General features: G+C 37.5%; 19 protein-coding genes and 1 pseudogene. 13 read left to right on the top strand and 7 right to left on the bottom strand.

The features are described 5' to 3' along the window. Positions 1–2 precede the first annotated feature (2 nt). From PTRA_RS01985 to galU, 10 genes and pseudogenes are all read left to right on the top strand, one after another. Positions 3–1,403, top strand: coding sequence for an asparagine synthase-related protein (locus PTRA_RS01985; RefSeq protein WP_058372484.1), 1,401 nt, complete (start codon positions 3–5; stop codon positions 1,401–1,403). Next, positions 1,400–2,545 carry a glycosyltransferase family 4 protein gene (locus PTRA_RS01990; RefSeq protein WP_058372485.1) on the top strand — a complete coding sequence of 382 codons (1,146 nt, stop codon included), beginning with the start codon at positions 1,400–1,402 and terminating at the stop codon, positions 2,543–2,545. The genes PTRA_RS01985 and PTRA_RS01990 overlap by 4 nt, the downstream gene beginning before the upstream one ends. After that, positions 2,542–3,480: a UDP-glucose 4-epimerase family protein gene (locus tag PTRA_RS01995; RefSeq protein ID WP_058372486.1), complete on the top strand. Its 939-nt coding sequence runs from the start codon at positions 2,542–2,544 to the stop codon at positions 3,478–3,480. The genes PTRA_RS01990 and PTRA_RS01995 overlap by 4 nt, the downstream gene beginning before the upstream one ends. A 17-nt stretch (positions 3,481–3,497) precedes the next feature. Beyond that, entirely contained in the window at positions 3,498–4,046 is a 549-nt protein-coding gene (locus tag PTRA_RS02000; RefSeq protein WP_058372487.1) for a sugar transferase, read from the top strand. 301 nt (positions 4,047–4,347) lie between these two features. Then, positions 4,348–6,309 (top strand): polysaccharide biosynthesis protein, encoded by a 1,962-nt coding sequence (locus tag PTRA_RS02005; protein WP_058372488.1) that lies wholly within the window; start codon positions 4,348–4,350, stop codon positions 6,307–6,309. 103 nt (positions 6,310–6,412) lie between these two features. Continuing rightward, positions 6,413–7,579, top strand: coding sequence for a nucleotide sugar dehydrogenase (locus PTRA_RS02010; protein ID WP_058372489.1), 1,167 nt, complete (start codon positions 6,413–6,415; stop codon positions 7,577–7,579). Between the two features lie 145 nt (positions 7,580–7,724). Further along, complete coding sequence (locus PTRA_RS02015; protein ID WP_058372490.1) at positions 7,725–8,729, top strand: NAD-dependent epimerase; 1,005 nt, start codon at positions 7,725–7,727, stop codon at positions 8,727–8,729. A 227-nt stretch (positions 8,730–8,956) separates the two neighbouring features. Then, a pseudogene (locus PTRA_RS19410) lies at positions 8,957–9,301 on the top strand (transposase); the annotation flags it as partial. Positions 9,302–9,396: 95 nt separating this feature from the next. Continuing rightward, positions 9,397–10,422 (top strand): acyltransferase family protein, encoded by a 1,026-nt coding sequence (locus tag PTRA_RS02020; protein ID WP_157756034.1) that lies wholly within the window; start codon positions 9,397–9,399, stop codon positions 10,420–10,422. Further along, entirely contained in the window at positions 10,419–11,300 is an 882-nt protein-coding gene (gene galU, locus PTRA_RS02025) for a UTP--glucose-1-phosphate uridylyltransferase GalU (protein WP_058372492.1), read from the top strand. Before PTRA_RS02020 ends, galU begins: the two co-directional genes overlap by 4 nt. A 171-nt stretch (positions 11,301–11,471) precedes the next feature. Here galU and PTRA_RS02030 read toward each other — a convergent pair whose 3' ends face one another. Then, positions 11,472–12,371 (bottom strand): hypothetical protein, encoded by a 900-nt coding sequence (locus PTRA_RS02030; protein ID WP_157756035.1) that lies wholly within the window; start codon positions 12,369–12,371, stop codon positions 11,472–11,474. 51 nt (positions 12,372–12,422) lie between these two features. Here PTRA_RS02030 and tnpA point away from each other — a divergent pair, with 51 nt between their 5' ends. From tnpA to tnpC, 3 genes are all read left to right on the top strand, one after another. Then, positions 12,423–12,722 carry an IS66 family insertion sequence element accessory protein TnpA gene (gene tnpA, locus PTRA_RS02035; RefSeq protein WP_058372494.1) on the top strand — a complete coding sequence of 100 codons (300 nt, stop codon included), beginning with the start codon at positions 12,423–12,425 and terminating at the stop codon, positions 12,720–12,722. Then, positions 12,719–13,066 (top strand): IS66 family insertion sequence element accessory protein TnpB, encoded by a 348-nt coding sequence (tnpB, locus tag PTRA_RS02040; protein ID WP_058372495.1) that lies wholly within the window; start codon positions 12,719–12,721, stop codon positions 13,064–13,066. Before tnpA ends, tnpB begins: the two co-directional genes overlap by 4 nt. Before the next feature lie 96 nt (positions 13,067–13,162). Beyond that, on the top strand, positions 13,163–14,725 hold the full coding sequence (gene tnpC / locus PTRA_RS02045) for an IS66 family transposase (RefSeq protein ID WP_083497488.1): 1,563 nt from the start codon (positions 13,163–13,165) through the stop codon (positions 14,723–14,725). Here tnpC and PTRA_RS02050 read toward each other — a convergent pair. The 6 genes from PTRA_RS02050 to PTRA_RS02075 all read right to left on the bottom strand — a co-directional run bounded on the left by PTRA_RS02050 (position 14,722) and on the right by PTRA_RS02075 (position 23,067). Next, on the bottom strand, positions 14,722–15,540 hold the full coding sequence (locus PTRA_RS02050) for a hypothetical protein (protein WP_058372496.1): 819 nt from the start codon (positions 15,538–15,540) through the stop codon (positions 14,722–14,724). The two genes, tnpC and PTRA_RS02050, sit on opposite strands and share 4 nt — an antisense overlap. A gap of 131 nt (positions 15,541–15,671) precedes the next feature. Further along, on the bottom strand, positions 15,672–16,826 hold the full coding sequence (locus PTRA_RS02055) for a site-specific integrase (RefSeq protein ID WP_058374496.1): 1,155 nt from the start codon (positions 16,824–16,826) through the stop codon (positions 15,672–15,674). A gap of 471 nt (positions 16,827–17,297) precedes the next feature. Further along, complete coding sequence (locus PTRA_RS02060; protein WP_058372497.1) at positions 17,298–18,599, bottom strand: hypothetical protein; 1,302 nt, start codon at positions 18,597–18,599, stop codon at positions 17,298–17,300. 10 nt (positions 18,600–18,609) lie between these two features. Then, positions 18,610–20,007 carry a site-specific integrase gene (locus tag PTRA_RS02065; protein ID WP_058372498.1) on the bottom strand — a complete coding sequence of 466 codons (1,398 nt, stop codon included), beginning with the start codon at positions 20,005–20,007 and terminating at the stop codon, positions 18,610–18,612. 323 nt (positions 20,008–20,330) lie between these two features. After that, the gene (locus PTRA_RS02070; protein ID WP_058372499.1) at positions 20,331–21,509 is read right to left on the bottom strand and encodes a hypothetical protein; all 1,179 of its coding nucleotides are present in this window, start codon (positions 21,507–21,509) and stop codon (positions 20,331–20,333) included. Then, complete coding sequence (locus PTRA_RS02075; protein ID WP_058372500.1) at positions 21,502–23,067, bottom strand: hypothetical protein; 1,566 nt, start codon at positions 23,065–23,067, stop codon at positions 21,502–21,504. Before PTRA_RS02075 ends, PTRA_RS02070 begins: the two co-directional genes overlap by 8 nt. Positions 23,068–23,074: the final 7 nt, after the last annotated feature.

Raw genomic sequence — 23,074 nt, forward strand, 5'->3', positions numbered from 1 at the left:
TCATGAATTTTTGTGTTTTAAAAAATAAGAAAAAAACAACGTTTGAAAATTTTGATATTTTTAAAAACTGGGCTAAAGAACACTTAGGCTTAAAGTTTATTGGTAATGACATTGTTTTTTACAGTGCTAGTTTAGCTACTAGACTTTTTATTTTTAAACTAGACGGTGTGCTTTATATTTCAGATTGTCTAGCTAATATGACTGAATATTTAAATGGCGTTCAGGAGCTACAATCGAGTATCGACTTCTATAAAAAATTTGGTTTTATATTGCCGCCGTTCACTCAATATACGGGTGTGTATATGACTGCACCGTTTGTATGTTTTAACATAAGTGAAAAAGAGATAACGTTTAGCTCTAATTACCCTGAAAATAAAAATACTACAAGTTGTAATACGCCTGTTTTAGTTGATGAATTAGATAGTTTTTTTTCTAAATTAAAAAGTGATGATGAGCTTGAAATATTAGTAAGTGGTGGAATAGACTCTTCAGCTTTATTAGGCTTTGTTAATGATCGATTTTCTGTATCAAAGTCGATCATGTGTAAAATGTCGAGTCTTCCTAAAGAGGGAGTTATTGCAAATGAACTAAGTAACTCTATTAAAGTCCCTTTTGAATCTTATAATTTAGATGTGGACTTAAGTGATAGAGCATCTGAATTTATTGACGAAACTGGTGAATATATTTCTGATTCAATTTCTTTAGTTTTCCCTGAGTTATTTGAAAGAATCAATGACTTTAGTCAGGAAAAAAATATAATTGATGGTCAGGGAGCTGACTCTCTTTTAAACGGATTGCCCCTTGATAAAATTTATACTCTTTGGGCCAAGATATCTTGGGCAAGATATGTATTTTATCCATTATCTTTGCTTCCTATCTATAAAGATAAAAGCACCCCTATAAAACGAAAGTTTTATAGGTTCAGTAAAGCTTTAAAATGCCTAACTCAATTAGATTTTAGGCATTCAATTTTGTGCGCTATGACTGAAAATGAAAATATTGATACAGAATATGAAAAATATTTTTTATCTGAATTAAGTGTACTTTATAGCAAGTATAAAGACTGGCATTTAGTTTTAAGAATGGTTTATTTGTTTAGGGTATTACCAGCTCGAGAAATGCAAAAGTATTTACTTGCTAAAAAGTATAATATAAATATTGTAGCTCCTTTTTTAGATGATGATTTAATAAGTGCCTACCTTTTTACACCTAACAGTGAAACGGTTAAAAGAGGAGTTTATAAATATCCGATTACAAAGCTAGCTCAGAATTATTGGCCTGGTTATTTTGAGACATCTAAGACTTCTCCATTTCAAATTAATTATCGGTTAGGTCTTAATGATATAAAGTCTTTTTCGATTGAAAGAATCAGAAAAACAATTAATGGAAGTAATATATTATGAAACCATTGAGACTCTTATTTATAGTAAATGTTGATTGGTTTTTTATTTCTCACCGTTTATCTATAGCGAAAAAAGCTCTTGCAAGTGGTTATGAAGTTACTGTTGCTTGTAGATTTACTGAGCATAAAGATGAATTAGCATCGATGGGTTTCAATGTCGTGGATATTCCTTTTACTCGAAGCGGTGGTGGTATAGCTTCTGAAGTAAATACGATTAAAACTATTAAAGCTACGATTAAAGATTTACGGCCTTCATTGATTCATGCCATTACGATTAAGCCAGTTTTGTATTCTGGTATGGCACTTCATGTTATTAAGCAAGACATTCCATTCGTTGCAGCTATATCAGGGCTTGGCTATGTATTTGCAGCAAGTTCGATACGAGCAAAAGTAACAAGACTTATTGCATCTGCCTTTTATAAAGTAGCTTTGTCACAAAAATATAAAACAGTTATTTTTCAAAATACTTCTGATGAAAAGATTTTAACCGATGTTGCAAAATTAAAAGGATCTGACAAAGTCTTAATTAAAGGCTCTGGCGCTGATCTCTCTGTTTATAATTATTATCCTGAAAATATTTGTAACACCATAAAAATAGTTATGGCATGCCGCTTACTTAAAGAGAAAGGTGTGTATCAATACATAGACGCTGCCAGAATTATTAAAGAACAGTACCCTAATACTGAGTTTTTACTCGTAGGTACCCCTGATTTAGAAAACCCAAATACAGTAAAGCAAATTGAGATTGACTCTTGGGTAAACCAAAATTTGATTACTTACCTAGGACACAGAAGTGATATACCAGCTATATTTGCTGATTCAAATATAGTTTGTTTACCATCGTTTTATGGTGAAGGTGTACCAAAAGTGCTTATTGAAGCTGCTGCCTGTGGAAGAGCTATTGTAACAACCGATAATCCTGGTTGCAGGGACGCTATAATTGAAGGTGTGACTGGGTTCACAGTTCCTATTCGTGATTCTAAAGCGCTGGCAATCGCTCTCCAAAAACTTATAAGTGAACCAGAGTTGAGAGTGTCAATGGGCAATAAAGCAAGGGCTTTTGCTGAAGCTGAGTTTGATGTAGATAGCGTTGTAGCTAAGCACTTAGATATTTATACTAATTTAATTGGTAAAACTCAATGATTGCTATTACCGGTTATAATGGTTTTGTTGGTAAACAATTATTGAAGCTGTTACCTGTTGAAAAGTGTTTATTAGTTGGAAGAGTGGAACCTCAAACTAATTATAGGTTTTGTCAGTTAGATTTATCTTCGAATAAGTATTTAGATTTAATTAGTTCACTTAATGAAGTTGATACCATTGTGCATATAGCAGCGCGCGTTCATGTTATGAACGAAAAATCATCAGATCCTATTGCAGAGTTTAGAGCCGTTAATACACAAGGGACTTTAAACTTGGCGCGACAAGCTGTAAAGTCAGGCGTTCGACGTTTTATATTTATTAGTTCTATAAAGGTTAATGGAGAAAGTACGACTAATAAATCTCCGTTTACCGAGAGTGATAATCCAGCCCCTGAAGATCCTTATGGGATTTCTAAAGCAGAGGCTGAGCAGCAGTTATTAGAGTTAGCAAAACAAACTGGCATGGAAGTTGTTATTATTAGATCGCCACTAGTTTATGGTGAGGCTGTAAAGGCAAATTTTGCATCACTAATGAGGTTTGTTGGTAAAGGCTTACCACTTCCCTTTAGGCTAATTAAAAATAACAAACGTAGTTTAGTATCAGTTTATAACTTGGTTGACTTAATCAAGGTATGTATTAAGCACCCAAAAGCAGCTAACCAAGTGTTTTTAGCGAGTGATGATCATGACTTATCAACCGCTGAAATCGTGGCATTAATGGCGCAAGTGCAAAATAAAAAAAACTTCGCTTTACCTGTGCCAGTTTGGTGTTTTAAATTAGCAGGAAAAATGCTAAATAAAGCTGATGTAATTGATAGGCTTACGGGCTCCCTTCAGCTAGATATTACCCATACAAAAAATACGCTTAATTGGAAGCCTCCATACTCAGTGGGTCATGGTTTTAAACTTGCCGCTAAAAAACCTTCAACAAAATAATTATTGGATTTATAAAAATGATACGTTTACTTGATTTTTTGTTTTCACTTTTTGGATTATTGTTTGCAATGCCATTTTTAGTGCTTTTATACATTATTGGTTTGTTTGATACAGGTTCACCTATATTCTCACAGGTGCGAATTGGTCGAAATAAAAAACCATTCACATTAGTTAAGTTTAGAACTATGACTGTTGATACCGCATCGGTGGCTAGCCACTTAGCAAGCTCCGCGTCAATTACTCCATTTGGTGGCTTTTTACGTAAAACTAAGCTTGATGAGTTACCACAACTTTGGAATGTGCTAAAAGGTGAAATGAGTTTAGTTGGTCCTCGCCCTGGTTTATTCAACCAAGAAGAGCTAACTCACGCTCGGGAAGCTAAAAATGTATTTGCAGTGCGCCCTGGTATTACAGGTTTAGCCCAAGTTAGCGAAATTGATATGTCTACCCCTGAGCTGCTCGCTAAAACAGATAGTGAAATGATTGATACGCTAACAATTGGTAATTATTTTAAATATATATTAATGACTGTTAGTGGCAGTGGTAGTGGTGACAGGATTAAGTAGAGTACGCTAAGTATTATCTATTGAGCCTAAATTTAGGTGCTTTTAAGGCATTAATATAAATATATTATTTCTTGAAGAGTGCCTCACGTGAGGCCGTTTTTAGGCATTGTTTACAGTGCCAATAGTTACGACTGACATGTTTTAACCGTCTCAATTAAGCGCTTAAGCTCTAATTGTGTAACTAATAAATCATCATTTAAGTCTAATTACATTAATGAGCTTTTTTTTATGGTTATAAAATTGTTCATTTTAAACATTATATTGTGTTATTCCCTGTAATTGAACCGCAAAGGAACGTGTTATGGATAGCTTTATCCGCTCAATTATTAATGCACCGCGTGCTAAAAAACGTGTTATTACTTTATGTATAGACTCAGTTTTTATAGCTACCGCTTTTTGGTTGGCGTTAATAGTGAGGCTTGATAGCTTAGAGCCATTAAGTGTTACTAGTAATTGGTTGTTATTAATACTTTTAATTCCCATAAGTTTATATACATTTATTAGTTTGGGTTTGTATCGCGCTGTATTGCGATATATGAACTCACAAGCAGTATGGGCCATTATACTCGGTACACTTGTAACTACCGTAGTTCTGGTTCTATTAGCATTTTTTGTTGGTATAGATATACCACGTACTATGCCATTTATTTTTGCTTGGTTATGTTTATTAACTGTAGGTGGCTCACGCATTGTAGTGCGCGCACTGATAGGGAAAATGACCACCAGCAACAAAAATGCGGTTATTATTTATGGTGCAGGCTCGTCGGGGCGGCAATTAGCAACTGCATTGAATGCAGGGCCAGAGTACTTTGTTAGTGCGTTTATTGATGACGACGTGACAAAGCATGGCTCTATAATACAAGGTATACCGGTACGTGCGTTTAATGATATACATGAATTAATAAAAAAACGTAAAGCAACGAAAGTGCTGCTTGCTATGCCTAGTGAAACACGTGCAAGGCGTAAAGAAGTACTCGCACAACTTGAACCATTAACGATTAAAGTACTTTCTATCCCTGGTATGGCCGATATAGTCGAAGGTAAAGCAAAACTCTCAGAATTTAGAGACGTCGAAATTGAAGATTTACTTGGCCGTGACCCTGTAACCCCTAAAGATAATTTAATGACCGCCAATATAACCAATAAAGTAGTGATGGTTACTGGCGCGGGTGGATCAATAGGCTCTGAGCTGTGTAGACAAATCATTAAACTCAAACCGACTAAATTGGTGTTGTTTGAGCGCAGTGAAATTGCCCTTTATTCAATTGAAAAAGAATTGGGTGAATACATAACTAGCAACACGTTAAATATTGAACTCATCCCTATTATGGGCTCAGTACAGCGTGTAAATCGTCTTGAAACGGTAATGAGAACCTTTGATGTGCAAACCATTTACCACGCCGCTGCTTATAAGCACGTACCATTGGTTGAGCACAATGTAGTAGAAGGTGTACGTAATAATGTATTTGGTACCTATTACGCCGCAAAGGCTGCTGTTGAGGCTAACGTAGATACCTTTGTTCTCATTTCTACCGATAAAGCGGTACGCCCAACCAATGTTATGGGGGCAACTAAACGCATGGCTGAGTTAGTCCTGCAAGGTTTGGCACAAGAGCAAGGCACTAACCATAAAACGCGTTTTAGTATGGTACGCTTTGGTAATGTACTCGGCTCGTCAGGCTCGGTTGTACTACTATTTCGCCGCCAAATTAAAGAAGGTGGCCCAATAACCCTTACTCATCTAGATATAACCCGCTACTTTATGACTATACCCGAAGCAGCACAGCTTGTTATACAAGCTGGCGCTATGGGTAGAGGCGGTGACGTATTTGTACTCGACATGGGTGACTCGGTAAAAATAATTGATCTCGCTACTAAAATGGTTAGGCTATCTGGTCTTGAAATTAAAAACGATGATACGCCACATGGCGATATTGAAATAAAATGTACAGGCCTTCGCCCAGGTGAGAAGCTTTATGAAGAGCTATTAATAGGCGATAACGTGGAGCAAACACCGCATGAGCGTATAATGACCGCACATGAAGCAATGCTGCCGCTGAGTGAGCTTAATATATTTATTAATGCGCTTGATATTGCATGTCATAACTTTGAGCATGAAAAAATCCGGCAGCTATTACTCGATGCGCCAACTGGTTTTAACCCCACTGATGGTATCTGTGATTTAGTATGGAATGCCAGACTTGAAAATGAATCTAAAGATAATACTGAAAGTGCAAGCAATGTGGTTAATTTGAGTAAATAATAAAGAAAAAGCGTCAGATGTCGGTTATCAAGTATAAATATAGTTCCGATAGTGAATAAAGTTAAAAATTTAATTTAAATAACCAGTGGTTTAGGAAAGTAGAATGAAAATTACAGTAGTTGGCACAGGTTATGTAGGCCTCTCTAACGCGATGTTATTAGCACAACATAATGAAGTTGTTGCGCTCGATATTGATGAGCAAAAGATAGCCCTTTTAAATAATAAAAACTCACCAATAGTAGATACTGAAATCAGTGAGTTCTTAACGCGTAGAGATTTAAATTTTACAGCAACTACAGATAAGGTTGCAGCGTATAAAAATGCAGAATTTGTTATTATTGCTACTCCGACTGATTATGATGTAGAAAATAACTACTTTAATACCAGCTCGGTAGAATCTGTTATTAAAGATGCTACAGCGCATAATTCTACTGCAGTTTTAGTCATTAAATCGACAGTACCCGTTGGCTTTACTCAAAATATTAAAACAGAATTAAATGTAGATAATTTAATATTTTCACCAGAATTTTTACGTGAAGGTAAAGCTTTACACGATAATTTGCACCCATCACGTATTGTTGTTGGCGAGCAAAGTGAACGTGCAGAAGTATTTGCTAACTTACTCAAGCAGGGCGCTATAAAAGAAGACATAGAAGTACTCTTTACTGACTCAACAGAAGCTGAAGCTATTAAGTTGTTTTCAAATACTTATTTGGCGATGCGTGTAGCTTATTTTAATGAGCTAGATAGCTATGCTGAAGCGCATTGCTTAAATAGTAAGCAAATAATACAAGGTGTTAGTTTAGACCCGCGTATCGGAAGCCACTATAACAACCCTTCGTTTGGCTATGGTGGTTATTGTTTACCGAAAGATACAAAACAACTTCGTGCCAATTATGCTGATGTACCAAATAATATTATTGGTGCCATTGTTGACGCTAATACTACACGGAAAGACTTTATTGCAGATTCAATTATTAAGCGTGAACCGAAAATAGTAGGCGTTTACCGTTTAGTAATGAAAACAGGCTCTGATAATTTTAGAGCATCTGCTATTCAAGGAATTATGAAACGAATTAAGGCTAAAGGTATTGAGGTTGTCGTTTATGAACCCGTACTTGAGGAAAATGAATTTTATCATTCACGAGTAATTAAAGATCTAAACGAATTTAAGCAAATATCGGATGTAGTGGTATCTAACCGTATGGTTGAAGAGCTTAATGATATTGCAGATAAAGTGTATACGCGTGACTTATTTGGAAGTGATTAATTGGTCATTTAGCTATATAAATTTGGATATAGAGTTTTAGGTATCAGTCATAGTCTATTGCGTAATTAAACGTCTCTTTGCTAGTAACTAGTTTTTATTTTTGGCGTTGGATACCTTTTTACCCTTTTGCATATAAAGGAATATTATGAAATATTTAGTAACAGGCGCAGCTGGCTTCATTGGTAGTGCGGTTGTAGAAAAACTAACAGCTACAGGACATCAAGTAGTTGGTATTGACAACTTAAATGATTACTATGACGTTAACCTTAAGCTCGCGCGTCTTGAACGTATTAAGCATGGGCAGTTCGAAATTAAAAAGGTTGATTTAGCAGACCGACCAGCAATGGCAAGTTTATTTGAGCAAGAGCAGTTTGACCGTGTAATTCATTTAGCGGCGCAAGCGGGTGTACGTTATTCAATTGAAAATCCACATGCTTACGCTGATTCAAACCTAGTGGGTCATCTTAATGTTCTTGAAGGCTGTCGCCAAACAAAAGTGAAGCACTTGATTTATGCTTCATCTAGTTCAGTCTACGGCCTAAATGCTAAAGTACCATTTGAGACGTCTGACTCAGTTGACCACCCAGTTTCGTTGTACGCTGCTACTAAAAAAGCAAATGAGCTGATGTCGCACAGCTACTCGCATTTATACAATATTCCAACAACAGGTCTTCGTTTTTTCACTGTATATGGCTCGTGGGGCCGTCCAGACATGGCACCGTTTATCTTTACGAAGAAGATATTAGATGGCGACACTATTGATATTAACAACAATGGCGACATGTGGCGTGACTTTACCCACGTAGACGATATTGTTGAGGGAGTTGTTCGTATTGCTGATGTAGCACCTGGTCGTAATAAGCAATGGGCAGTAGAGCAAGGTACGCCTGCCTCAAGCTCAGCACCTTATGCTGTATATAATATTGGTCATGGTTCACCCATTAGCTTAATGGATTTTGTTAAAGCTATTGAAGATGAGCTTGGTATAGAAGCGAAGAAAAACTTTCGCGAAATGCAGCCCGGCGATGTATACCAAACCTACGCAGACACCCAAGACTTATTTTCCGCAACAGGTTACAAATCACGAGTAGGTATTAAAGAGGGGGTTGCTGAGTTTATTACTTGGTATAAAGAGTTTTATAACAAGTAAAAGTTTTCTCATTAACTAATGCTATTGAGATGTGTTTACTCTTTAATATAAAATGGAAAATGAACAGTATTTATTAAAAATTTAAATGTATTTTTAGACAGTGAAGATATATTTTACAGCTTATTTTATACTAATTGTTATCGTTTACTAATAACTACCACTTAGTATCGCTTGATATCTGCTTTTTAGTGTTTCTAAATGAACTAAATGCCTGTTCTGAAATCACGAAAGTGACAACATGGAATGTACATGATATTCAACCTATGCGTGAGTTAGCGAACTGCCCGATGGATATTATTGGTGACAAAGGGGGAAATCTCATTACGATGGCTCACAAAAATATGAAGGCAAAAGTGATGTCATTATGGGCTAGAGTTATCCTTTCAAGCGCTTTATAATCTAAACAATAAATGACCAACTCAAGAACATATCCTTCATTGAACATTCGAGACATCGTAGCATGAATAGCTTTATGTTGAATTTAGTGGTCGGATTTGTGGCTTATTGTTTGAAAAAATAAGCCACACCTTAATTTAATTAACGTAGAGCTTAACGTATTGGTTATCGTTTAAGCAGACATCTGGTTAATTAGCTTGAGGATAGCCTTGATTGAGCTGTTCCGATACTAGCAAAACGGTATAAATCACATAATCTATAAGGATTTAATTTGTTTATTTCTGTTCAATATTTACGTGCGATAGCAGCGTTTATGGTTCTATTAACTCATTCTGCATTTAAACTCAAATCAAACGGCTCAACTTTGTTAGATTGGTATAATATAGGAGGCTATGGTGTAGATCTCTTCTTCATTATTTCAGGCTTTATCATGTGTCTTACTATAGAAAAGAAAAGGGATAGCTTTATTTCATTTATGAAGAAAAGAATTGTAAGAATTATTCCCTTATACTGGGTGTTGACGTCAGTTGCGTTTGTAGTATTTTTATTATCTCCTTCTAGTGTCAACTCTTCAGGAGGTGAAACTTCTATAATAGCTTCTTACTTCTTAATTCCAACTACCAGTAAATATTTAATAAATAATGGTTGGACTTTGAGCTTTGAATTTTATTTTTACTTAATATTTTCATTATGCTTTGTTTTAGGGAGTTTTCAAAAGCAAGCAACTTCTTTTACTCTTGTACTTCTGGTCTTAATTGGGTCGCTTTATAGCTTTCAGACTCCTCTGCTAATTTTTTTGACAAGCCCTCTATTATTAGAGTTCGTACTAGGTATTATAGCTTTTAAGCTAATCAGAAATTACAAGCCGAGTATTCCTACCTGTACCTTTTTTATACTTCTAGGGGTTGCAGGGCTTATACAGGCTAATAGTCTTTGGAGGTGGGATACCGCATTAGGTAGTAGTTTAAATGGTGGTTTACCTATGTTTTTTATATTTATAGGGCTAGTTTTCATGGAAAGAAAAATAAAAATGAATAAATATCTTTATGAACTAGGTATGTCGTCGTATTCGCTGTATTTACTTCACCCATTCACTCTTGCCTTTGTTACTATTATTTTTAAAAAGCTAGAGCTAATTCATTATAACCTCATCTACCTTGCAACTATGCTGATAAGTAGTTTAATTATGGGGTGGCTTTGTTACTACTACCTAGAAATGAAGTTGGATAAGCTGATTCGTAACAGAACTCAAAAAATTAAGATTAAATTAAATACAAAATTAAAGGACTATCTGTGAAAGCTGTTATCCCTGTTGCCGGTTTAGGCACGCGTATGTTACCCATGACCAAAGCCATTCCTAAAGAAATGCTCCCGTTGGTTGATAAGCCGCTTATTCAATACATAGTAAATGAGTGTGTTGCTGCTGGTATTAAAGAAATTGTATTAGTAACGCATAGCTCTAAAAATGCCATTGAAAACCATTTTGATACCAGCTTTGAACTAGAAGCTACATTAGAAAAACGCGTTAAGCGTGTTTTACTTGATGAAGTACGTTCTATTTGCCCACCCGATGTAACCATAATGCATGTACGTCAAGGCGAAGCTAAAGGCTTAGGCCATGCTGTGCTGTGTGCAAAGCCTATTATTGGTGATGACGATTTTGTAGTGGTATTACCCGATGTAATCCTCGATGCTTATACCGCAAATCAAAAAACTGAAAATTTAGCAGCAATGATTGCCCGCTTTGACCAAACGCAAGCCAGCCAAATTATGCTAGAGCCCGTAGCACTTGAAGACGTAAGTAAATACGGTATTGCCGACATTAGTGGTGTGCAGTTAAATCCGGGTGAAAGTGCTGCAATTAAAACCATGGTTGAAAAGCCTGCTGTGGACGTTGCACCATCAAACCTAGCAGTTGTTGGTCGTTATGTGTTAAGTAAAGATATTTGGCCGTTACTGGCTAAAACACCCGTTGGCGCGGGTGGCGAAATACAGCTAACTGATGCGATTGATGCGTTAATGGAAAGCGAAACGGTAGAAGCATTTCACATGAGCGGCCGTTCACATGACTGTGGCGATAAACTCGGTTACTTAAAAGCCATTGTTGAATACAGCCTACGCCATGAAACGTTAGGTGAAGAATTTACAGAGCATTTAAAAGCGCTAGTAAATTAGTTTTTACATAGCCCATATTATTTTATTTTTAAGTAAAATAATCAGCGTATTCAGTAAGCCGTTTTACTGTAAATATCATACCAGTTAGCTATACAGCCGACTGATATGATATTTAATTTATTACCAAAACTTAACCTGCAAGGGTAAACACCCGTTTACCATCGGTAGTTGTTACTGCGTTGGAACAGCAAAAACCTCAGACTCATCGTTATCTAAATCAATAAACGCAATAGGCTGGTCACTCTGTATTGTGTTGGCGTAATTTTTAATAAACGGCACAACATATAACTGATTAAACCTATCGTCACACATAAACTCAGTAGGGTTTGTGCTTGTCAGCTTATACTCTTCTGTAATACTGTGCTGTAATAATAGCGGATTGTTTTCAGGCTTTTTAAGCCCACATTCTAATTGGCCTAATGCGCTATTCCCCCAGTTGCCGCTAAACGGTATAGGCGCTGAAACAAGCTCAATGTTCACATCGTTAGCAATAATGTTATGCTTGCGACAATAATCGAGCTGACGGTTTATTACAGACTGCGTTAATTCATTTATCGTATACGTTTGTGTGTCGGCCCAATCAAAACGACTTATCCCAAACTTATAAATAATCTCTCTCGTATTCGCAGTTGCAACAACGCCGCTCCATACATAAAAAATAATATGCGTGTGCGTAAACGGGCTATATGCATCCTCGCTTTTTCGCTGTTTTTCACATATCGGCAGTAACAGCGTAGGCTGCTCAACTCCCGGGTAATTTGAAAAATTCCTTACATAGTCAGTTTCCCCATTTGTGTATGTAATGCGAGTATGAATACGTTGCTTGCCTGTACTTTCTTTTTCACCACGTTCTACCTGTACTGACTTTATCGAGAGAGCTTTTAGCTTATTTGAAATTCGGTATAAATCGTTAATAATTTTTATATCATTGCATACCATTTCACATACCCTGGCACCGTTTCGTCTTTGTCGTAATGCAGACAGCGTTGTGCGTGCTATGAAGTAATTGGCAATAACAATATCAATGATGTACTTATCTTTTGTGAGCGTCCGGCAAATTGCGTCTGACAAATTAATCTCAACTTAAGTAAGTTACAACCAAACAATTATTTGGAGTAACTTATGAGAATTATGCGCAGCCCAGAGCAATGGCAAACCATCATCCATGAACAACAATCAAGTGGTTTAACCATCATTGATTATTGCCGGCAACATCAATTATCAATGACTAGCTTTTATGCGGTAAGAAAGAAACTCGGCCTATCATCGAATAATTTCGTTCGCGCCAAAATTACACAGCAAGTCGAAATAGTTGATGAACAACCATCCATCACGTTAACTGTTGGCAAGGCAAACGTTAGTTTGCCAGCCACAACCTCTGCAACGTATTTAAGCCAGTTACTACGCGAGTTTGTTCAATGAAAATGTTTGTTGAGCCGTCAGAGGTTTTTCTGCATCGGGATTTTGTCGACTTTCGAAAAAGTATTAATGGCTTAGTGAGTATTGTTGAAGATGAGCTTGTTCGCGATGCCTATACCGGTACGTTGTTTGTATTTTGTAACAAGGCCAAAGATAAGCTGAAAATTCTATACTGGGATAAAACAGGGTTCGCGCTTTGGTATAAACGACTTGAAAAGCAAAAATTCAAATGGCCAAGTAAACTATCGAGCCAGGAATTTGAATTAACCTATCAACAACTGGATTGGTTGTTATCTGGATATGACGTGCTTGGCCATGAACCGCTGCACTATCAGTCACCGATCTAACTAGATCTTTTATCAGTCAACGATCGTGTACGCAAGTCCTTATTCTATTTGCGTTACAAAGCAGAATCATCTGTCTGTTCTTGCTAAACTCGATGGATGAAAATTGATACTAACTCACTCCCTGACGACCCAGAACAACTCAAGCAAATGTTGCTTGAGTTGCAGGCTGAAACTACCCAAGAGTTAGCGAAAAAAGATAAAATCATCAGTGAACAAGCCATTCAAATTAATCAGTTTATTGAACGCTATGAAATTGCCAAGCGTAAACAGTTTGGTAAAAGCTCCGAGCAACTCCCGGGGGCGGGGGAAACCTTCAATGAAGCGGAAGAAATCATTGATGAGGCCGATAAAACGTTATTAGCTGCGGCTGATAGTCACAGTAAGGTCACAATTAAAAACAAACCGACGCGCAAGCCACTGCCAAAAGAATTACCTCGAAAAGTGGTGACAATTGATTTGTCCATTGATGAAAAAGTGTGTGATTGTTGCCAAGGTAAGCTGCATAAAATTGGTGAAGCTCGTAGTGAAAAACTTGAGTTTGTTCCTGCGTACATCAAAGTGATAGAGACAGTTCGACCGAAATATGCCTGTAAAAGGTGTGAGCAAACTGGCACAGAAAATTCTATAAAAGTTGCACCTGTTCCAGCAACCCCCATTCCTAAAGGCATTGCCACCAGTAGTTTGCTGAGTCAAATCATCAGCGCCAAATATCAATATGGGTTGCCGCTATATAGGCAAGAAAAAATGTTCAATGAGTATGGTATTGAGCTGAGTCGTAAAACCATGTCAGATTGGATAATACGGTGTAGTGAATTACTGATGCCATTAGTTAACGAGCTAAAAGCAGCATTGCTTAGTCAAGCGGTGCTCCATGCCGACGAAACGCCCTTAAAGGTGATTAAGGCCGATAATAGCAGCAGTTACATGTGGGTGTATTGTTGTGGTAGCGATTCGGTGGCCGCCAATAGTTTGCCAAATATTATCCTCTATGATTATCACAACTCTCGTGCCGCAGCTTGTGTAGTTGATTACCTTGGTGACTATGACGGTTACCTGCAAGTCGATGGTTATGCAGCGTACGGAAAAACAGATGCAATATTGGCAGGTTGTATGGCGCATGCACGTCGAAAATTCATTGATGCGAAAACGGTGCAAACGAAAAACAAAACCGGCAAAGCCGATGTTGCCTTAAGTCTTATTAGAAAACTCTACGGCATTGAGGCAAGCTTAAAAGACAAAACGGCCGCAGAAACGTATCAAGCACGGCAGGAAAGTTCAAAACCCATCATCGATAAACTTCACCATTGGATTATCGAAAATAAAGATAAAGTGCCACCGAAAAGTAAACTTGGTGAAGCGATTACGTATTGGTGTAACCAAGAACATAAGCTCATCACCTATTTAAAAGATGGTCGCATAAATATAGATAACAATCGCGCTGAGCGGGCTGTGAAACCGTTTGTGATTGGCAGAAAAAACTGGTTATTCTCCAATACCGCGCGGGGTGCAACGGCTAGCGCCGTGCTCTATAGTATTATTGAAACCGCGAAAGCGAACGGACTGTTGGTCGACAACTATTTGCAAACCTGCCTAGATGAGCTTGCTAAAAAGCCTGAAAGTGTAGAGCACTTGCTACCTTGGAATGTTAATCAAGGCTAGACGCATTTGCTCAGACGCTTACTATCTTTTTGTTTAAAGTTATTTTTTAAGTCGGGACGTTGATGCTCTGGAAAATAAGCTGATGTGTATACTTTTATGTCGGTGACACTCGCTGCGTCACTAAATCGTTGAAGCTCTTGGTACACACTTGCTTTAAATGTCTCTACTTTTTCTGGTGTGTTCATGTCTTCAAGGTCATAAGACACCGCCTGTATACTTTTAGCATAATAGAGTAATTTACTGCGCGTCTCGGTTATACGCTTTTCAACTTTATTTCTTGCCTCTAAAAATTCAGCGCTCAGGGTATAGCGATAGTCGCGCTTTGAGTAAATGTAATTAACCTCAACATTTAACGATAATAAGTTTTTGTCAGTGGCTCTTCTATCGGTGAGTATGTTATCCAACTCGCGTTGTAACTCTGTTTTAATTTGTTTTGCACCGAGTGTTTTTTGCTTTTTAAAGGCACACGCGCATAAAGTGACCTTGCATTCTTTAGAAATATACTGAGATAAATAGCTCAACATGCGCCGACGCGGCTTTGATGGCTTTGTGGTATACCCTAAAAATTGTGTAATGTGTTTTTGACACGCCCGCTTATGGCTAGAGGCAGAGTAAGGAATGGTGCTTTCGTACTGTTTAAACAAACCAATAATAGGTTGAAATATCATTTTGTTAGTAAATTCATCATACCATTGGCTTTTGTTGAGCTGCTTTAATGGCATACTCATGAGCTTATCGAACGCATCTTGAGCCACTTCTAGCTCTTCAGGTAATGGGTATGGCATTGTATTGTTTGTGCATTGTTTGCAAATCATAAATAACCTCTTTTTAGGTTAGCATTAAATTAAATGCGCATAGGCGCGATATAAGTATTAAATGTTATAGGTGTGGCATGCGCTTGTTTGGCGTTAACCAACTAAACGCATAGCCATTAAATGTGTGTGCTTTATGCAATCCCGCGTTCAATCATCATTTCATTAAATGCAAAACCATCCTGCCGTGAGGCATTAGCAACATACGGCGCGTACACGTCAAATAATAAACGCGTGTCGCTGTGGCCTAACATGTGCGAAATGTACAGTGGGTTTTCATGCGCAGCGATATGCAGAACGGCTGCGGTGTGGCGTGTTTCGTAAGGGCGGCGGCGTGCAAGCCCCGCTTTTTGGAGTATGGGATACCAAAGCTGCTTACTTATAAAGTGGGTATCCAGCGGTTTATTTTTATGCGTAAATACAAATTCACTGTTTGCTTGTTCTTGTAAGCGCTTAAACAATGTAAATAATGTATCGCACATTTTTAAGTCGCGGCGCGACTTAGGTGTTTTTACATCACCCAACTCACCATTAACCCAATTGTGTCGAATACGAATGAGCCGATGATTAAAGTCGATATCTTCCCAGCGAAGACCATGTATTTCACAGCTTCGCATACCAGTCCAAAAACGCACTGTAAAATAATCGCGCCACTCATCGGATGTGCATTCTAAAAAGCGTTGTACTTCATCGGCAATAAGTGGCAATGAGTTAGCGCGTTCTTCTTTTAGGGTTTTATAGCGGCGTAATGGGTAGGGAAAGCTGTGCTCTTCTGCGGCTAAACTTAGTATGGCAACAAACGGCCAAAGAATGCCATTAATACGCTTATTAGAAAGCTTACGGGCCCCTTTGGTATCGCAAACCATTAAGCTTTCTCGAAAATAATCCACATTAGCCAGCTTGATCTCGTTTACTAATATATTGCCAAATTCAGGGATGAGGTAACGGTCGAGCGTATTACGTACCACGCTTTGATAACTGCTTTTCCATTTTGCTTTTTGACGATCGAACCATTCATTCGCGTAATCGTTAAAGAATGGATAAAGACGATCGGGGTGTTTTTCGCGTTGTAGCGCCTCAAACTTAGCGACTTTTTTACTTTCAGGAAAATAATCACGATACTGAAACGTATCTAAGTCAATTTCAGCATTAATTTTTTTAAGTGTTGCGTTGGCTTTTTTAAGGTTTACAGGGGTCGCCATGAGCTTAGTGCCTTCACGAAAGCGCTGCCCATAAATGTGTAAGTCAAATTGGATACGCCCATTGGGGCGAATGCGAATGTGAGCCATAATGGCCTCCATCAGTTAATGGATCTATAAATAGATCTATCCCTCACCGATGGAATTCGTTAGAATTGGATCATCGGCTGGGTCGCGTTTAAACATGGTGCAGCCGGTACGGGGTAGGGAGGTTGCCGCCTCTTTACCCCAACTGCTTATAAGATACTAACTCGCAATAATACGTAATCAATCTGAAGTATTAAACCTGACGCTAACAGCGTTAAAAATTTCTGATTTAGAACCACTAAATAACGAAATTTTTGCCTTGTTTTCGACCCGGTTTTCTTGCTTCAAAATAGCTTACTTAATTAAGCGACTTGGTATTATTCCCAATCGTGCTATGCCGTAATGCTTTTACGCTTTAGGCATTAAATTCACAATTGTTCAAAATTTCACTATTTAATATAGCAAGTGCTGTCTATTTGTCCAGTGTTTTGTTGTTTTTAATATTCCTCCTTTTTACCCTCTACCCACTCGGGATCAAACATCAAGCTCCCCTTGTGCTCCTTGAGGTTTGTGTTCATTTTTATCTGTATCGGATGGTTGTTCAAGTTGTGATGGCTTATAATCCTTGTGTAACGCTAAAACTTCTTTAAGCCGACTGTCATCCCTTTCAACAGAGAGTACACTGAGTGGCACAGTACTTTTTAAACATTTAAAAATCTCTAGAAGTAGTTGTCCAACCCGGTTTTCAGTGACCTGAAAGAACATTTCTTCTATTTCTTTTGCACTTTTAAGTTTTAGATCTTTAAAGTCTTTTACTGTAAAGCGAAATACGTACTCCTTTGCTTTTTCAATCTTATCAATACTAAAAATAGTTAAAGGTCGTGTGAAATTCTCTCCTTCGTTATTTAGGTCCCCATCGTCACCTATATTGTTGATAGATACTAGGCTTTCACTAATGTATAAGTGTCCAGAATTTATTGATTTATAGGATTTTTTACAATTTAGCACTTCCATATTCAATGCGAAAAAGTCTATTTTTCCTTTAATAATGACATTTGCTAGCATTTTCTTTTTCTTTCTAAACTCCTCAATACCCGCTAACGGGCATGTGATAGATATATCAGAGCCTTGCAAAAGGAGATCATTACCTCGCTGTAAAAAGTGAATGCATCGGTCTGTGTTTTGGTCGAGCATCTGTTTTATGTCCTCTACCGCTAATTCATTTAATATTAAAGGGACTGTTAATTTAATGTTTTCATCTACTGTTACCTGTGACACATGACCGTTTATTTGAATAAAAATAGCTTTATTTACTGGGTCAAATTCAATAAAGTCAAAGCTGTCATATTTACTTGCTAAAAAAACAACCATTTCAAAAGTAGCCTTTGATATTGGATCCCCTTCAATTTTTTGATGCTCATCTAGGTATTTTAAATGAGTTTTTTGGCCCTCAGTGCATTTATAGCTTTTAAAGCCCGGGAGCTGTGGATGGTTTTTACTCGTTCTAATAGTATGATCAGTAACACCTAATTTAATGAGCCCCTTTTCTTGCGTAATAGATAAAACTGGGCTTTTTAAGAGATATAAAGGCAGCTGAATCAAAAATTCGGCATTGACGGAAAAAGAACAATCTTTGTGCTGTCCTGAGATTTTGTTAAGGTTTAAGTTACATGTATACCAGTACGGTTCTTCCCCTGCTATAAGGGTTAGTTGTTTTGTCTTTTTATCAATGAAACCTGTCACATTTTTACATTTGTTCTTATTTTTTGAACTAGATATGGATTTAGTGAATCCTTTTAACTTACGTATTTCTTTGTCTGTAAAGTAAGCGTCCATGACGACCTCCCTAATGTTTAATTAATTTAATAAACTGTTCTACATATTCAAGTGTATGGATAGATATTTTGCTCTTTGGCTTTAGGTAAATAGTCAATGAACTTGGCCCTTTTTGCTGACGTAAAACGTTGATATGTTTGTATTCACTTTTCTTTGCATAACGCTTTTTAACCATTTCTAACGGTCGCTTACTGTCTACTTTTCTATTTATGTGAAGCTCAAATTCACATCGCACCCATGCCCACTCTGTATGTCTAAATACAGTATTAAACGCAGACGCACCTTTGGTGGTACAGGCAATATTTAAACGTAATGCGTGTTTGTGTTTACACACTGTTATGTTGGGGAATGATTTATATGCTGTTAGATATTTATTATTGATAGGCTGAGAGCGGTGACGACACCCACATTCCCAAATAGCACTGATAGACTCAAAGTTAATTATTGCTTCTTCACCATTAGGAACAGGGTTTATTAGCTTATCAAAAAGAAAGTTAGTCAGTGTTAACTGGCTCTTTTCAAGCGTACTCAACCACTTTTCTTCCAAGTATGTATTGCTTAGTGTGTCAGTTATATGCTCCTTTTGTGCGGCTTGGCTTAAATTATCTATCTGTAACACATGTACCCTTAGTGCGTGTTCAGTTACTGTTATTGATTGACATCGTTTTTCAGCAAGTGTTTGCTGATCATAATCAGGAATAATATGGCTTAGTAGTCTAGATAAATCATTAGATGACGCACTTAGCCCCATCAGGTAGCGTAACGCAGAGTGTGAAAACTGCTTGTGAGTATGAGGATTATGATATTTACTTATTATTGGTAAAAGCCAATCGATATCATGTAGGTAAGACCACCGTGTAGTTGCATAAAAAATATGGCCAATTTGTTTTCCCATATTATCTAAAAAAGCAGCACTATTAACCTCAATTGCCTCTCTGCCTTTGAACCAATAATCTAATCGAACGGCCACTGACTTTTCTGATAGCACTTCCTGCTCAAGAGGTGTTTCCCCGCGCAAATTGTCGGGCGTATAGCTAACGCAATGTAACATTTGCAGCATAAATATATGCACACCGCTGTGACGTAAATGGTGAAAGTTAAAGTGAATACCAAATAATATTCGTAATGCCCTCGATACGGGTACTAAATAGGATATAGCGCGAGAGGATAGTGTCTCAAGATCATGACCTATAAGTGGTAAATCTTGATTACTATGTTTTTTAATATCAAGCAGGGTATAAAAAAAATAGCGGTATCGTGTGGGTATCGTTGTATAAACCATACGGGAGGAGCCACTTTTTGTTTTACCTTCACGGGTGTTGGTAATATTGAGTGTTAAAAGCCCCGTCTCACTTTTAAATTGAATATCTTTAATGCGTAATCTAAGTACTTCACCACGGCGCAACATAGCGTAAAAACCGAGCAAAGCAGCAACAATACAAAATAAAATGTGTAATGTGGGTTTTGTTGCTCCATTATCGATAAGTGCATTTATAAGCGAGTCACATTTATCTACACATAAGCGGGCTGCGCTAACAGAAGGGGGAATTATTGGTGTGCTAAAATTAGATAAATCCAGAGCTTCGGTTTTCTCTTGCCAGCTTAAAAACGCTAAAAATTTATAAAAGGCTTTTTTTACTGCATCAGACTTAATTGAAACAAAAATAACCTGTGCCCACTCATTAATCGACTCCTCAATGAGTGCATCAGTTAAAGTCAGAGGAAAGGGAGTTAGTATCTTTGTGAGTGACGTATATGTTCTAATAGTTCCCTTCTTAAGGGCTGCTTTTTTAGGGCCGTATATGTTCTAATAGTTCCCTTCTTAAGGGCTGCTTTTTTAGGGCCGCCATTAATTATCCAATCTTTTGCGAAGTCAAACATCAAGCGTGGCAAAATATTATCAGTATCCCAGGGAGGGGGTTCTATTTCATTTACCTCATTTATGTCGACAGCTCTAAGTAACTTTCCATGTTGCCATGGGTTCTTAGGCCTATGTGTTGATAATGGCGTAAACAACGTCGTATCCTGATTATTCTTGTAAATATCAGCTAATTTTTGTTTGCAGACATCATCGTCAGTTATTAGCCCCACATGACGTTCAGGTTGAGCTAAATCTTTAATAAAAACAGGATTTATTTCATACTGGTTATACCAATGAATTTGAAATAGTCTCGACCATTGTGTTTTTGCTATGTGTTGAATGCCATTTGTATCCAGCCAGTCCTTAAGCTCTTTTACTAAAGACGCTGTTGTGGTTAACTTAGCGCGTTGTGCATAGTAATCACGCAGTAAGTTTTGATTTAAGAGTGATAAAGAGTAATGAGTAGGAAAATGGGGGATATCTGTATTTTTATACTGGTGTTTAACGCGCAGTCTAGGATAAGGGCATTCATTAGTTATCGATTGGGAGTCATTTAAAATAGTTGATATATCGCCAAGCGATAAAGGCGCTATCTCAAAGCCAATCATAATCACCATAAAAGCAGTGCCGAGCTCACGCTGCTCATAAAAATTTTCGAGGTCTATTTGGTAGCATGAGAACACACGATGTGATAGCCCAGCTTCGTTTGCTATACTTTCAAACCACTCATGATCTGCGTCAGTAAGTAAGGATTTAACAAGTTCAGAGCCATCCTGAGACTCAGGCAACTGCCACTGGCATGCATAACGTAAATAATAAAGAATGTTTTGCAAAGCTTTAGTGTAGTGTACTCGCTTACCTGTTGGCACAGTTGCTATTATTCTTTGTGCTTTCTTTATTTCTTTTTCTTTTAATGAACGTGTTTGCTGCTGCATTACCGGCCATTTAGTTAAAAGTTCAGCAATAACTTGTGTATCAGCACACGGCTGTGCCGTTTTACTTAGGTAGTCTTGAATATCTGTTGCATGTATCAATGCGGGGTTAGACATAATGTAACTCCTTAACGCCGATATGTTGGTCTAGCCCGTTTAAGTAAGCTTTTAGAACGCCAATATTTTTTGGGAACATAATGTCGCTACCTAAATGTTCTCCTGTATTTTCATGGCCCATTAGGCGATCAATATCTTGAGCCGTAAGTGGGGTAAGACTAATAATTGTATGAGCACATTGAGCAAAATAGTGCCTGAGCTGATAAGGAACAACACCAGCCCAGTGTTTGTTCATAAATACACGTAATGCACGAGCACTTAATGGTGTTGGAGTTTCTGACTTATCATAAATGTACCAAAGCTCAGGTAAATCATCATGTAAGCTTAGTTGGGAATGAAGTGATGCTTTTAGCTCAGTGTAATGCGTAATTTCTCTAAGCAGGTAATCACTTAAAATAACTTGCCTTAAGTGGCCTTTATCTTTGACAAACGTAACGTGAGTGAATGAAAAATAATGAGAGAGCAAACTAATACTGTGAGTTGGCCTTACTCCTGTTAATACAATAAACAGCAATGCTATGCGAAAGCTGACAGCATTAAAGTAGGCTAACCACTGCGCACGTGAAGCTCTACTGGTTGGTTTTAGTTGTTTAACATAACTATCAATACGATTAAAAAAGTCAGTGACGTCTTTATCTTTAGGAACACGGCGACTACCGAGCATAATTGCAGGCGCTGCAACATGATCACTCTTTCCTTTTGTTTTAATGATTTTATATTGACCCATACTCCCTTTATGTTTCAGATCTGGATCAATATTTTCGTAAGGCGTATCTCTTAGGCGCTCAGTAATAAGGTTAACCGTTTTACTTTCGAGATGAACTTTGAAATACGAATGCAAATTCTCTTTTCGTATGAATTCAAATAAAAAGCCGATATATCTGTGATGGGCATCAAAAATTTTAAATCTCAGACGGTCGCTGCTGAGCCGTTGATAGCATATAGCGCTAGTATGGTGTGCTTTAACTGATTTTACTAAATGCTTTCTTGGGATAGGGGTCAAGGTTTCGTCTGCGCGAGCACATAACGATATATAACGATAAAAGGTATTTTTTCTCGCCGGTTTAAAAGTTTTGAGTACTAGTGGCCTCGTCCAGTGGCTACTTATTAATTTAAAAAGTCGCTGTTTAACGCGATCAGTTAAAAGGGGAGTATTATATCTTAGATCACCGAAATAAGGTTGGAAAATACAATTCAAATAGCGCGGGATCGGTTGCCATACGTAATAAGTGTGTTGATTATCTTTTATTTCATGAGCGTACTCGACCCAACTATTATTACCTCGTGTAAAGGTACGAAAAGTGAATGGCTGACAATCAAACGCTCCTGATATACGAGTAAAATTTGGAATATCTTTGTAAGATTTAATACTAGACCATTGCTGAGTGAGCCAAAGGAAAAGAGTAATAATAGTCATTACAAGACGATCTTTTTTGTTTTCTTTATTTAGCTTTATCATCAAGATAGTAAATGTTGTAGCATGCTCCATTGCATCTGGATAGCAGCCCCCCGCATTGTTTAAACGATTACTTCTCGCTATGTGTGTATACTTACTCATATTGACC

The organism is Pseudoalteromonas translucida KMM 520 (assembly GCF_001465295.1).
GTDB lineage: Bacteria > Pseudomonadota > Gammaproteobacteria > Enterobacterales > Alteromonadaceae > Pseudoalteromonas > Pseudoalteromonas translucida.